This is a genomic window from Streptomyces sp. NBC_00988 (genome assembly GCF_045162645.1).
In the GTDB taxonomy this organism is placed as follows: domain Bacteria; phylum Actinomycetota; class Actinomycetes; order Streptomycetales; family Streptomycetaceae; genus Streptomyces.
Genome location: NZ_CP108730.1, coordinates 5,634,893 through 5,648,265 on the forward strand (window position 1 = coordinate 5,634,893; position 13,373 = coordinate 5,648,265).

A 13,373-nucleotide genomic window follows, 5' to 3' on the forward strand; every position below is an offset into this window, starting at 1 on the left:
ACCTGCTTAGGGGCGCGGGGCTGTGTCGATCGGCGGCTACCGCCGCGTGGGCGCGACCAGCCCCCACGCACCCGCACCCCGCAAGGAACCCTCAAGCCGATTGACGGAACCGCGTAGTCCGATGCACAGGATCCGTGTCGATCTTCGGAACGACGTGCTCCCCGATCAACCGGATCGTCTGCAACGTCTCCTCCTTCGGCACCCCCACCGGCAGCCCGAAGCTCAACTGATCCGCCCCGGCCTGCTCCCACCGCTTGCACTGCGTGAGCACCTCATCCGGATCGCCGCAGATCAACAGCTCCTCCTCCACGAGGAGTTCGACGAACTCCGGCGTGTACTCCGGCAGGGTCTCCGGCCACACCGGGAACCCCTCAGGCCGCGGGAACGTGTCGTGGTACCGGAACACCAGCGAGGGCAGGTAGTGCAGCCCCCCACTCGTGGCGATGCGGATCGCCTCGTCATGGGTCGGCGCGCAGATGGCCGTCGTGGTCACCATGACGTTGTCGTTGACGAACGCCCCGACCGGCTCGGCGTTCACGATCGCCGTCTTGTACTGCTCCAGCACCCACTCCATGTCGGACACCTTCTGGATGCTGAACCCGAGGACGCCAAGGCCCTTCCTCGCGGCCATGGCGTACGACGGAGGTGACCCGGCGGCGTACCACATCGCGGGGTGCGCCTTCCCGTACGGCTTGGGGAGGATCTTGCGCGGCGGCAGCTGCCAGTGCTTGCCCTGGAAGCCGACGTACTCGTCCTGGAGCCACATCTTGGGGAACTCGGCGATGGTCTCTTCCCAGATCTCCTTGGTGTAGTTCATGTCGGTCACCCCCGGTATGAACCCGAGGATCTCGTGCGACCCGGCCCCGCGCCCGCTGCCGAACTCGAAGCGGTTGTTGGAGAGATGGTCGAGCATGGCGACCTTCTCGGCGACCTTCACGGGGTGGTTGACCTGGGCGAGGGGGTTGAAGATGCCCGACCCGAGGTGGATGCGTTCGGTGGCGTGGGCGAGGTAGCCGAGGTAGACGTCGTTGGCCGAGAGGTGCGAGTACTCCTCCAGGAAGTGGTGCTCGGACGCCCAGGCGTACTTGAAGCCGGACTTGTCCGCCTGGATGACGTACTCGGTCTCCTCCATCAGCGCCTTGTGCTCGGCCAGCGGGTCCGTCTCGGCGCGCTTGCCCACGTATCCCTGTACAAAGAGCCCGAATTCCAAGGAGGTTCACCGTCCCAGTCCAGATGGTCCCTATGAGTGCTACGACTTTCTGACGTAGCGTCAGATTCGTCAATAGATGACGCCCCGTCAGATGACGTCAGTGCCGTCAGATGACACTGACCCCGGCCAGCCAGCCCCCGTCGATCACGAACGGCTGCCCGGTGATGTACGACGAGTCGTCCGACGTCAGGAACAGCGCCAGCCGCGCCACCTCGTCGGCCCGCCCGATCCGGCCCAGCGGCACGAGCTTGCGGTACAGCTCGTCCAGCGCCCGGGTCATCTCCTCCGGGTCCGCGTCCGGGTCGAGCCGCGCCGGGTTGGACATCGCGGTGTCCACGGCCCCGGGGCAGACGGCGTTGACCCGGATCCGCCGGCTCGCCAGCTCCAGCGCGGCCACCCGGGTGAGCCCGAGGATCGCGTGCTTGGTGGCGGTGTAGGTCCCGACGGCCGCCATCCCGGTGACCGCCGTGTACGAGGCCGTGTTGACGATCGTGCCGCCGTCCTCCATCGCCGACGCCACGGTCTTGATCCCCAGGAAGCAACCCACCTGGTTGACCCGCACGACCTGCATGAACTCCTCAAGCGGCGTGTCCACAAGGGAGTTGAACCGCAGGATCCCGGCATTGTTGACCAGCCCGTCGATCCGCCCGTACGCCTCCTTGGCGGCCCCGACGGCGGCACTCCAGTCCGCCTCCTCACCGACGTCGAGATGGACGTAGGACGCGGACGCGCCCAACTCCTTCGCCAGCGCCTCCCCTTGCTCGTCCAGCACATCCGCTACGACGACTTTCGCGCCCTCGGCCGCGAACAGCCGTGCCTCCTGCTCCCCCTGCCCGCGCGCCGCCCCGGTGACGATGACGACGCGCCCGTCCAGCTTGCCCATGCGGGCCTCCTCGGGATCGGTGGATGCGGGGCATCGTAGCGCCGTATCTGACGAAGCGTCAGATGGAGCGGGCGGACTCCTCGCACAAAAGAGAGGCCTTGCACAAGCACACTGCAAGTGCGCAAGCACACGTCAAGTGACCGTGGAGTAGGGACATTTGACCCTGTCCATACCTCGGCTTGACTCCAAGAATGCCGGGTATGGCAAAGCGGAGATTGCGCAACAGGAAAGTCAGGTATGTGGCGATCGGCGCGGCACTCGCCACCGCCGGGGCGGTCGTCGCCCTGCTGCCGTCGGCGAACGCGGCCGAGGCGAAGACGCCGGACCAGATCATGACCATGTGCGAGAGGTCCGCGGTGGTCAACGGCGAACAGCGGTCCGTGGAGGATTTCGGCGGCGCCTTCGCGGACGGTTTCCAGGCCGACAACTGCGATTTCGTCGAGACGAATTTCGAGACCTTCGACGGACCCACCGAAAAGGCGTCCATCGACTTCCCGAACTGCGAGCCGAACGCGACCGATCCGGCCAAGGTCTCCATCACCTGGTCGGCGACGGCCGCCCAGGGTCAGGGAAAGTACGTCTCCACCCAACAGGGCGGCGGCGGTGGCCTGTTCGGATTCCTGAGCGGGTCCTGGGTCAAGCACAAGGGCACCCTCGACATGACCGTGAAGTCGGCGACGGCCGGTGACACGGAGGCGCGGGACGTGCCGGTCGGCAAGGTGCTCCACATGGAGTTCACGCCCAAGTTGCAGCGTATGACCGGCGAATGGCGGGTGCGCATCGACGCCGATCCCGGCAGCTTCGCCGTGAACCCCTCCCCCGAACAGAACTTCGTGGCACCGGACGTCGTCGAAGGGCCCGTGATCCTGCCGGGCGCGGCCGGTGCTCCCGGTGTCGTGGACGGCACCTCCAAGGCGGTCCTGGAGGACTGCTGAGAAACCCGACGGTCGTCAAGCAACCCCAGTTCACAGCTACTTCAGCGCACCTCACCCCCACAGGAGACACCCATGACCCGGACCGGCCGCACCAGAAGCCACCGGAGCAAGAAGAAGCGCATCACCCTGGCCCTGGCCCCCGTCGCGGCGCTCGCGGTGATCGTCCCGCTGATGAACCAGGCGAACGCCGCCACCCCGTCCGAAGTGAGCGCCGACTGCTCCGCGGACTCCGACAAGTTGGCCAACTGCGAGTTCGTGGATGTGCAGTTCAAGGCGAACAGCCTCGGGCCCAATGAACGCGTCTCCCCGGTGTCCGACAACTGCGGTTCCACGAGCACCGCGACGAAGACCTTCAATGTGAGCACCTCGGTGACGAGGACTCTTCAGGTGGAGGAGGGATCCACCACCGACGCCGGCACGAAACTCGGCAGCTCGCTCTTCGAAGTCGGCCTGGAATTCAGCACGTCGACCATCAACATCACGCGCGACGACAAGACGACCACCCTCGCGTTCAGCCGGACGGACACCGTGCAGCCGGACAGCACCGCCTTCTACATGTGGTCCGCCAAGCGCACCGACGTGAGCGGATTCCTGAAGGCCACGTACAAAGAGGCACAGGACGGTCAGACGGTGTTCTTCGCGCCGAGCGAGGGAGCGGCGACCGTGCACGTCTTCTATCCGCAGATCCTGAACAACGGAACGCCCGACGGGCGCCTTTGGCTGCGGAATGTGACATGCGAGACGACCGCGGCCGACGCCGTCCCGAACTCCACGAAGGCCCTCCAGTCCGAAGAGGCAGGATTCGGCCAGGGCGGCGCCAATGTCACCGACGTGGAAATACCGCTGTCGGAGGTCCCGGCGCCCTGATCCCCGGAAAGGGAATCCGGCCGGTGTTCCCGGACGGTTCTCAGGTGCGAAGCACGGGCGTGGCTCCCAGCCACCGCAGGACCGCGTCCGTGCCGCTCCTGGCGTCCAACTTGGCATAGATGTTGCTGAGGTTGTTGCGCACGGTCTTCTCGCTCAGCCCTAAGCGCACCCCGATCTGCTGCGCGCCCAGCCCGGTCGACAGCAGCTCCATGATCTGCTGCTCACGCGGCGAGAGCAGCGCCCGCAGCCGCTCCATCGCGTCGTCGGTCGCGGCCATCCGCCGGGCCCCCTCGCGCAGGGCGTCGCACGCCGACGGAGAGAGGTAGGTGTGCCCGACGGTGGCCGCCACCATCGCCGAGGACATCATCTCGGGGCAGTGGTCGCCCTCGACCAGATAGCCCGCCCCGGCCCGGAACACCTCGACCACCGCTTCGGTGTCCCGGCGCGGACTGACCACGACCGCCGGGACACTCCGGGCGCGCAGAACCTCCAGCAGCCCCGGAAAGGACACGGCCGGATCCTCGCAGTGCAGCACCACGACGTCCGCCGTGGTCTCCGCCAACCCCTGGTAGGGCGGGGGGACATGCACCACACGGTCCACGTACGGATCGTCCGGGGGCGGCCAGTCCTCGTGCGGCCAGGTGACCCCCACGGAGGCCACGGCAACTACGAGTCGCTCGGAGGATCGCACTTCGGGGGTCCTTCCGCCGGAGCCATGACGTCCGTACGTCCGTACATACGCGGCGCGGCGTGACCGTGTTCAAACAGGTAGTGATCAGAGGCGTGTTCAGAGCAGCGGCCCCACCTCGGTCCCGAACTCGCTGATCTGGTCGGTGAGTTCGGTCCGGTCACGGCAGCGGAACCGCACCTGGATCTGGTCCACGCCCATCGCCCCGTAGGCGCGAAGGGACTCGGCGAGGGCCTCGGGCGCCCCGGTGAGCGTGCGGCGCCCGACCTCCCACCCGGGGGCGCCGACGTACAGCGGCTCGGTGATGGCCCCGAACACGAACGGACCTTCCACGGCGGCCTCTTCGCGCAGCCGCCGGATCCGCTCGATCTGCGCGGGCAGCTTGTCCCGCGGGTCGCCCTGCGGCAGCCAGCCGTCCGCCTTGAGCGCGGCCCGGCGTACGGCGGCGGGGGACGATCCGCCGACCCAGAGGGGGACGTGTTCCTGCGCGGGCCGGGGCCGCTGCCCGAGCCCCTCGAAGTCGTACAACTTGCCGTGGTGCTCGGGGAATTCGTCCGGCCCGAGCGCGGCACGCAACGCGTCGATCGACTCGTCGAGAACGGGTCCCCGGCGGTCGAAGTCGACCCCCAGCGCCTCGAACTCCTCCTGTACGTGCCCGGCGCCGACCCCGAGGATCAGCCGGCCCCCGCTCAAGTGGTCGAGGGTGGCGTACTGCTTGGCGGTGAGCAGCGGGTGCCGTAGGCCTACGACCGCGACATGGCTGAGGAGCCGGACGCGCTCCGTGACGCCCGCGAGGTAGGAGAGGGTGGCGACGGGGTCGTACCAGATCGTGCTCATGGCGGCGGCGAGGCGGCGCGGGACGCCGACGTGGTCGCAGCCCGCGATGTAGTCGAAGCCGGAACGGTCGGCGGCCCGGGCGATCTCGACGAGGTCGGCGGGCCCGGCGTCGGCCTCCCAGGGCTCGGCGTAGATGGTGCTCTGCGACTGGACGGGCAGCTGAATGCCGTAGGCGAGGCCGGTCACTTGGGGCCCTCCCACAGGCCGTCCGGGGTCAGGCCCAGCAGTTCGATCGCGTTGCCTCGGACGATCCGTTCGACCACGTCCGGTGCCAGGTGTCCCATCTGTGCCTCGCCGACCTCGCGGGACTTGGGCCAAGTGGAGTCGGAGTGGGGGTAGTCGGTCTCGTAGAGGACGTTCCCGACGCCGATCGAGTCGAGGTTCTTGAGGCCGAACGCGTCGTCGAAGAAGCAGCCGTAGACGTGCTCGGTGAAGAGTTCGGACGGCGGGCGGTGGACCTTGTCGGCGACGCCGCCCCAGGCGCGGTTCTCCTCCCAGACGACGTCGGCGCGCTCCAGGATGTAGGGGATCCAGCCGATCTGGCCCTCGGCGTACATGACCTTGAGGTCCGGGAAGCGTTCGAACTTGCCGCTCATCAGCCAATCCACCATGGAATAGCAGCAGTTGGCGAACGTGATCGTCGACCCGACGGCGGGCGGTGCGTCCGCCGAGGTGGAGGGCATCCGGCTGCTGGAGCCGATGTGCATGGCGATGACCGTGCCGGTCTCGGCGCAGGCGGCGAGGAACGGGTCCCAGTCGTCGGTGTGGATGGAGGGCAGGCCGAGGTGCGGGGGTATCTCGGAGAAGGCGACGGCGCGGGTGCCGCGGGCCGCGTTGCGGCGGACCTCCGCGGCGGCCAACTCCGGGTCCCACAACGGGATGAGAGGGAGTGGTATCAGGCGGCCGTTCGCGTCCGGGCCGCACCACTCCTCCACCATCCAGTCGTTGTAGGCGCGGACGCAGAGCAGGCCGAGTTCGCGGTCCGCGGCCTCGGTGAACGTCTGGCCGCAGAAACGGGGGAAGGTGGGGAAACACAGGGCGGACTGGACGTGGTTGACGTCCATGTCGGCGAGCCTGGACGGGACGTCGTACGACCCGGGACGCATCTGCTCGTAAGTGATGACTTCGAGCTTGATCTCGTCCCTGCTGTAGCCGACGGCGGTGTCGAGGCGGGTGAGGGGGCGGTGCAGATCCTCGTAGACCCACCAGTCGCCGATGGGTCCGTCGTCGCCGGGCTCGCCCATGACGGGCTTGAACCGGCCGCCGAGGAACGTCATTTCCTTCAGTGGCGCGCGGACTACGCGAGGGCCGGTGTCCAGGTACTTCTTGGGCAGCCGGTGCTGCCAGACGTCGGCGGGCTCCACGGTGTGGTCGTCGACGGAGATGATCAGAGGGAGGGTCGCCTGGTCGGTCTGCTGGGGGTTCTGGGTGTCCATGGCGCTCACGGTAGCGCCGATCTGACGACCCGTCAGCTAGCTGGATCCGGGTTCGGGGTGCTCGGTTCTGTGCGGACTTGTGCGCAGGCCGTGTGAGGGCCTTGTGATATCCCGCGTGGCCAGGTGTGAGCGGTGTCTCCGAGAGCTGACGCATCCGCCGCGGACAAGGCAAACTGTCGTAGTTAACAGGCTTGCCTAGGGGGAACGGCGATGGACGGTGGACCGCGAGTACCGGAGCAGCGGCGCCCCGGGTCCGGCTCGGAGGAGTCGACCGCGCTGCGCTTCAGCGTGCTCGGTCCGGTACGTGCCTGGCGGGGCCCCGTGTCGCTGCCCACGGGGTCGCCGCAGCAACGCGCCCTGCTGGCCGCGCTGTTGCTGCGCGAGGGCCGGACGGCGACCGCCGGTGAGCTGATCGACGCCCTGTGGGGTGACGACCCTCCGTCGCAGGCGCTGGCCGCGGTGCGGACGTACGCGTCCCGGCTGCGCAAGGCGCTGGACGCCGGGGTCCTGGTCAGCGAGTCGGGCGGGTACGCCGTACGGGGGCTGCCCGAGGGCGCGTTGGACGTGGCCGAGGTCCAGGACCTCGCGACCGAGGCGGAGAAGGCGAAGTCGACGGGTGACCTGTGCCGTGCGCGGGACCTGCTGGGCCGGGCGCTCGCGCTGTGGGACGGCGAGCCACTGGCCGGACTCCCGGGGCCCTACGCGGAGGCGCAGCGCGTCCGCCTGGAGGAGTGGCGGCTCCAACTCCTCGAATCCCGCCTCGACATGGACCTGGAGCAGGGCTGCCACGCGGAGGCGGTCAGCGAGCTGACGGCCCTCACCGCGGCCCACCCGCTCCGCGAACGCCTCCGCGAGCTGCTGATGCTCGCCCTGTACCGCTCCGGCCGCCAGGCGGAGGCCCTGGCCGTGTACGCGGACACCCGGCGCCTGCTCGCCGACGAGCTGGGCGTGGACCCGCGCCCCGGCCTGCGCGAACTCCAGAACCGCATCCTCCAGGCGGACCCGGGCCTCGCGGAACCCTCCGCACCGGCGGCGGAGACGGTGGCAGCCCCGGTCCGCCCCCACCAACTCCCGGCGACCGTCCCGGACTTCACCGGCCGCGTGTCCTTCGTGTCCGAACTGAGCGACGTCCTGGCCTCGGCCGAGGGCCGCGTGATGGCGGTGTCGGCACTGGCGGGAATCGGCGGCGTGGGGAAGACGACCCTCGCCGTCCACGTGGCCCACCAGGCCCGATCCGCCTTCCCCGACGGCCAGTTGTACGTCGACCTCCAGGGCGCGGGCTCCCGCTCCGCCGAACCGGAGACCGTACTGGGCGCGTTCCTGCGGGCGTTGGGCACCCCGGACTCCGCGATACCGGACTCCCTGGAGGAACGGTCCGCGCTGTACCGGTCGGTGCTGGACGGCCGCCGGGTGCTGGTCCTGCTGGACAACGCGCGGGACGCGGCCCAGGTACGCCCCCTCCTCCCCGGCATGGAGGGCTGCGCGGCCCTGGTGACGTCCCGCGTACGGATGGTGGACCTGGCCGGGGCTCATCTCATCGACCTGGATGTGATGTCCCCCGAGGAGGCGCTGCAACTCTTCACGAAGATCGTCGGCTCCGAACGCGTCGCCGCCGAACGGGAATCGGCCCTGGACGTGGTAGCCGCGTGCGGCTTCCTGCCACTCGCGATCCGCATCGCGGCATCCCGCCTCGCGGCCCGCCGCACGTGGACGGTCTCCGTCCTCGCCGCCAAACTCGCCGACGAACGCCGGAGGCTGGACGAACTCCAGGCCGGCGACCTCGCCGTGAAGGCCACCTTCGAGCTGGGCTACGGCCAGTTGGAGCGGGCGCAGGCACGAGCCTTCCGCCTCCTGGGCCTCGCGGACGGCCCGGACATCTCCCTCGCGGCGGCCGCGGCGATGCTGGACCTCCCGGTCGAGGACACGGAAGACGTGCTGGAATCCCTCGTAGACACGTCACTTGTCGAATCAGCGGCTCCCGGGCGCTACCGGTACCACGATCTGGTGCGGCTCTACGCGCGTGCGTGCGCGGAACGGGACGAGTCGTCGCCGACCGAGCGGGGGACGGCGCTCTCGCGGTTGCTGGACTTCTATCTGGCGACGGCGGCGGGGGTCTACGCGATCGAACGCCCCGGGGACCGGCTGGTGGACCACCTGGAGCCGACCGCCGTCGAGGGCCTGACCTTCGCGAACCGCCAAGCGGCGTGGGACTGGCTCTACTTGGAGGCCGTACCGCTGCTCGCCTGCGTACGGCAGTCCACCGAGAAGGGCACCCTGCGCCGCGCGATCGACCTCCTGTGGGCGTCGGTCGACCTCGCAGAGTCGGGCGCCAACACGAAGGAGTACGAGACGGCCGCGGCGGCCCTGCGCGATGCCGCGCGGGCCGAGAGCGACGTCCGCGCGGAGGGACGCGCGTCGGTCGTCCTGAGCAACGCGCGGCTCTTCTCCGGGCTCTTCGACATGGCGTACCGGGAGGCGCAGGAGGCGTTCCGGCTCGCGGAGACCACCGACGACCTGCTGCCGTCCTGCTGGGCGGCGAACATCCTCGGCGGCATCGCCTTCTACCAGAACCGGCACAAGGACGCCGAGGACCACTTCGGGCGGGCCATCACGAAGTTCCGGCACTGCGGCGACATGGCGGGAGCGGCGGCCGCGCTCTGCAACCTGTCCCGGCTCCACCTCGCGACGGGCCGCGCCGAATCGGCGGTCGAGCTCGCCCGGCAGGGAGTCGACATCTACGAGAACCTGGGCCACTCCCTGCGGGGGGCGAACGGGCACTACGCGCTCGGGATGGCCCTCGGCAAGACGGGCCAACACGCCAACGCGGCCGAGCAGTTGGAGGAGGCCCTGCGGGTCTTCCGCTCCAGCCGCCAGCGCCTGTGGGAGGGCATGACGCTCTGCCGGCTCGCGGAGGTCGACCTCGACGCCCGCAGGCAGGCCAGCGCCGCGAGCAATGCCGAGATGGCGCTCACCGTCCTCAGGGGAATCGGCGGCGAATGGCGTCGCGCCCATGTGCTCACCGTGCTGGGCAGGGCCCTGAACGGCATCGGGCACTCCGGGCGGGCCCAGGTCTGCTGGCGTGAGGCCCTGGAGATCTACGAGGGGCTGGACTCGCCGGAGGCCGCACAGGTGCGCTCGCTGCTCACCCCGGTCCCGGCTTCCTAGGGCTCTTCCTCAGGGGCTCCCCCGGCCCGGCCGGGGCCCCGGCGGCGTTCATCGTTCGTTTATCGCCGCCCGGCAGTCTCTTCCTAGTCGATCCGTCGCGTCGGGGGGCAGACGGACCGCCGGTGAAGTCGCCTTTTCCTGCATCTAGGGTGGGCGACCGAGTACCCGTCCGGTCATTCTCGGGGGAGTGACCGGACGGGTGTCTCACAGTTCCGACTTGCGCCAACAGGGGAGGCACCACCATGAGCGACACCGAGAACGACACGGTCACGCCGGACAACACGCACGTCACCGACGAACCCGCCGGTGAGGAGATCACGCCACTCAACACCCACGTGACCAGCAGCCCGATCAAGCCGCTGAACACCCACGTCACCGTCCTCGCGGACGACGTGACCGACACCCCGGACAACACCCACGTGACGTCCGAACCCAGCTAGACCATCTCCCCAGCACGGGGGATCGGCCGCGACGGCCCCGGGGGGAGCCGTCGCGGCCGAGGCATGTCCGGGGACGGGAGCGGGCGGGGCTGGCCGGGGCGGGCCGGGGTTGGGCCGGGGTTGGGCCGGGGCGGCAATTGGCAGAATTGGGCCAATCCGCCTCCCCCCAAACCCCTTCAGCGGGCACCCTCGCCGGCCCAAATCTGCCAATTGCTCCACCCTTTCGCCCTGGTGAGGGGCTTGCCCGAGGGTTGTCCACAGGGCTCGGCGGGATTTCCCTGGGCTTGGGATCTTTAAGGGGTGAACCGGGGGGAATTGCGGGAGCTGAGCTACGGGGGTGTGCTGCTCGCCTCCCGTGCCCTCGAATCCGGGTGGCCCCGGCGGAGCCTCGCCCGGGCTCTTCAGGCGGAGGGGTGGACCCGGCTCCGGGCCGGTGCCTGGGCCGAGCCCGGGCGGGAGTCGGAACTCCTCGTCCGGCTCCGGGCGGTGCAGCTCCTCACGCCGCGACTCGTCGTAAGTCACCGTTCCGCCGCCGCGCTCTGGCGGATCGAGACCCTCACCCGGGCCACGGAGACGCCCCTGGAGTTCACCGACCCCGAACTCACCCTCCGCCGGGAAGGCCAGGGCCTGCGCGTGCATCGCATGCCGCTCACCCCGGACGAGGTGGTGGAGCGGCAGGGCCTGCGGTTCACCGGGGCCGTCCGCACCCTCGCCGACCTGCTCCGGGCCGGGCCTCGGGACGACGCGCTGGTCGCCGTCGAGTCGGCCCTCACCCATCGCCGGATCGGCCACGTCCGCCGCGCACCGCTGACCGCCCTCACCGCTATCGGTACCGTTCTCGAAGCCCCGCTCCAGGGCGCGGCGAGGGCGCGCGACCGGCTGCGGCTGTGCGACCCGCGCGCCGGATCCCCGGCCGAGACCATCGCACGCCTGCGGATGTCCGACGCCGGTCTACGGCCGGACAGCCAGGCCGAGTTGATCACCCCGGAAGGTCGCCGCGTCGTTCTCGACTTCCTCTTCCGGAGGGAGAGACTCGCGGTCGAGATCGAGGGCTACGCCTATCACGGCACCCGTGAATCCCATCGCCGGGACGTCGCCCGCTTCAATCAGGTGATGCAGTGCCCGGAGGTGAACATCCTGCTCCGTTACACCGCCGAGGACGTCTTCCACCACCCCGACCGGATGGTCCAGGGCATCCGCGCAGGCCTGGTCGCCGCCGGGGCCTGAGCACCCCTCCCCGATCTCCTGAAAGGGCCCCTCACCTCCCCCGTAGCTCCCCCTTGACCACCTTCCCGCTCGCGTTCCGAGGCAGCTCCCCCACGAACTCCACCACCCGCGGCACCTTGTAGTTCGCCATCTCCCGTCGCGCCCAGGCGATCAGGTCGTCGCCGGTCAGCGTCACGTCCGGACGCCGTACGACATACGCCTTGCCGACCTCGCCGAGCCGTGCGTCCGGTACGCCGATCACCGCGACGTCCGCCACATCGGGATGGACGCCGAGGAGTTGCTCTATCTCCGCCGGGTACGCGTTGAAGCCGCCGACGATGAACATGTCCTTGATGCGGTCGGTGATCCGGAGGTTGCCCTCGTCGTCCAGGACACCGACGTCGCCGGTGCACAGCCAGCCGTCCTCCCCCAGCACCTCCGCCGTGGCCGCCGCGTCCTCGTAGTAGCCGCGCATGACGTTGAAGCCCCGGACCAGCACCTCGCCCGGGGTGCCGGGAGGCGCCTCCACCCGGACCTCCGTCCCCGGAATCGCCCGGCCCGACGTCGACGCGATGACCGACGGATCGTCCCCCCGCCGGCACATCGTCACGATGCCGCTGGCCTCCGAGAGGCCGTACGCCGTGAGGACGGTCCCCACGCCCAGCTCGCCCCGCAACCGTTCCACCAGGCGCAACGGCACCACCGCCGCGCCCGTGACCACGAGCCGCAGCGCCGAGAGGTCGTGCGTGTCGCGGGCGGGGTGGTCGAGGAGGGACTGGTGGAGGGTGGGCGGGCCGGGGAGGACCGACACCCGTTCCGCGGCGATGTTCGCGAGCACCGTGTCGACGTTGAACACCGGCTGCGGGATCATCGTCGCGCCCCGCATGAGGCAGGCGATGACGCCCGCCTTGTAGCCGAAGGTGTGGAAGAAGGGGTTCACGATCAGGTAGCGGTCGCCCTGGCGCAACCCCGCGAGGTCGCTCCAGATCTCGTATCCCCGCAGCGTCTGCGCGTGCGTGATCACCGCGCCCTTGGGGCGACCCGTAGTGCCGGACGTGAAGATGATGTCCGAGACCGAGGAACCGTCCAAGTCCCCTTCCCGTGACCGGACTTCCGCCGCGCCCACCCCCTCCCCGCCCGCGAGGAAGTCCTTCCAGGTACGGAAGTCGGCGGGCGCGTCGTCGGCCAGCACCACCACCTGCTCCAGCGCCGGGAGTCCGGGCAGCGGACCGTCCCCTGGCCCCTCTCCCGCCGCGCGCCGCAGCGACGCCACGTACGACGTCCCCAGGAACGTCCCGGTCACGAACAGCAGCCGCGCCCCGCTGCTGCGCAGCACATACGCGGCCTCGCTCCCCTTGAAGCGCGTGTTCAGCGGCACGAGCACCGCGCCCGCCGACACCGCGCCCAGGGCCGAGACGATCCAGTCCGTCGAGTTGGGCGCCCAGATGCCCACCCGGTCGCCGACTTCCACGCCACTCGCGATACAGGCGGCCGCCGCCCGCTCCACCCGGGCGCCCAGTTCGGCGTACGAGATCCGCGTCCGGCCCTCCACCACCGCCTCGGCGTCCGCGTACCGTTCCGCGGCCGAGCGCACCAGGCCCGGGACGGTGTCCCACTCCACGTTTCCGCGCATGAACGGCCTCCCCACACCCACTAGCTGACTACCCGTCAGATTAGCTGTAGCCTGACGCCCTGTCAGCAGCCCC

General features: G+C 69.8%; 11 protein-coding genes. 5 read left to right on the top strand and 6 right to left on the bottom strand.

The window, feature by feature from the left end; translation table 11 throughout:
* Nucleotides 1-91 precede the first annotated feature (91 nt).
* Complete coding sequence (locus OG496_RS25580; RefSeq protein ID WP_405972540.1) at nt 92-1,210, bottom strand: LLM class flavin-dependent oxidoreductase; 1,119 nt, start codon at nt 1,208-1,210, stop codon at nt 92-94.
* A gap of 106 nt (nt 1,211-1,316) precedes the next feature.
* Nucleotides 1,317-2,093 (bottom strand): glucose 1-dehydrogenase, encoded by a 777-nt coding sequence (locus tag OG496_RS25585; RefSeq protein ID WP_365606767.1) that lies wholly within the window; start codon nt 2,091-2,093, stop codon nt 1,317-1,319.
* 200 nt (nt 2,094-2,293) lie between these two features.
* Here OG496_RS25585 and OG496_RS25590 point away from each other — a divergent pair, with 200 nt between their 5' ends.
* Complete coding sequence (locus OG496_RS25590; protein ID WP_405972541.1) at nt 2,294-3,028, top strand: hypothetical protein; 735 nt, start codon at nt 2,294-2,296, stop codon at nt 3,026-3,028.
* A 72-nt stretch (nt 3,029-3,100) separates the two neighbouring features.
* Nucleotides 3,101-3,895 carry a hypothetical protein gene (locus OG496_RS25595; protein WP_366496863.1) on the top strand — a complete coding sequence of 265 codons (795 nt, stop codon included), beginning with the start codon at nt 3,101-3,103 and terminating at the stop codon, nt 3,893-3,895.
* A gap of 40 nt (nt 3,896-3,935) precedes the next feature.
* Here OG496_RS25595 and OG496_RS25600 read toward each other — a convergent pair whose 3' ends face one another.
* The 3 genes from OG496_RS25600 to OG496_RS25610 form a co-directional block, all read right to left on the bottom strand.
* The gene (locus OG496_RS25600; protein ID WP_405972542.1) at nt 3,936-4,586 is read right to left on the bottom strand and encodes a response regulator transcription factor; all 651 of its coding nucleotides are present in this window, start codon (nt 4,584-4,586) and stop codon (nt 3,936-3,938) included.
* 96 nt (nt 4,587-4,682) lie between these two features.
* Entirely contained in the window at nt 4,683-5,606 is a 924-nt protein-coding gene (locus tag OG496_RS25605) for an LLM class F420-dependent oxidoreductase (RefSeq protein WP_405972543.1), read from the bottom strand.
* Nucleotides 5,603-6,856: an amidohydrolase family protein gene (locus OG496_RS25610; protein WP_405972544.1), complete on the bottom strand. Its 1,254-nt coding sequence runs from the start codon at nt 6,854-6,856 to the stop codon at nt 5,603-5,605. Before OG496_RS25610 ends, OG496_RS25605 begins: the two co-directional genes overlap by 4 nt.
* A 210-nt stretch (nt 6,857-7,066) precedes the next feature.
* On the opposite strand from OG496_RS25610, the gene OG496_RS25615 reads away from it, so the two are divergent.
* From OG496_RS25615 to OG496_RS25625, 3 genes are all read left to right on the top strand, one after another.
* Complete coding sequence (locus OG496_RS25615; RefSeq protein ID WP_405972545.1) at nt 7,067-10,021, top strand: BTAD domain-containing putative transcriptional regulator; 2,955 nt, start codon at nt 7,067-7,069, stop codon at nt 10,019-10,021.
* A 242-nt stretch (nt 10,022-10,263) separates the two neighbouring features.
* Entirely contained in the window at nt 10,264-10,461 is a 198-nt protein-coding gene (locus tag OG496_RS25620; protein WP_318016951.1) for a hypothetical protein, read from the top strand.
* Between the two features lie 300 nt (nt 10,462-10,761).
* A complete protein-coding gene (locus OG496_RS25625) occupies nt 10,762-11,688 on the top strand; it encodes a hypothetical protein (protein WP_405972546.1) in 927 nt (308 codons plus the stop codon).
* A 31-nt stretch (nt 11,689-11,719) separates the two neighbouring features.
* On the opposite strand, the gene OG496_RS25630 is transcribed toward OG496_RS25625, so the two are convergent.
* A complete protein-coding gene (locus OG496_RS25630; protein WP_405972547.1) occupies nt 11,720-13,300 on the bottom strand; it encodes a FadD3 family acyl-CoA ligase in 1,581 nt (526 codons plus the stop codon).
* Nucleotides 13,301-13,373: the final 73 nt, after the last annotated feature.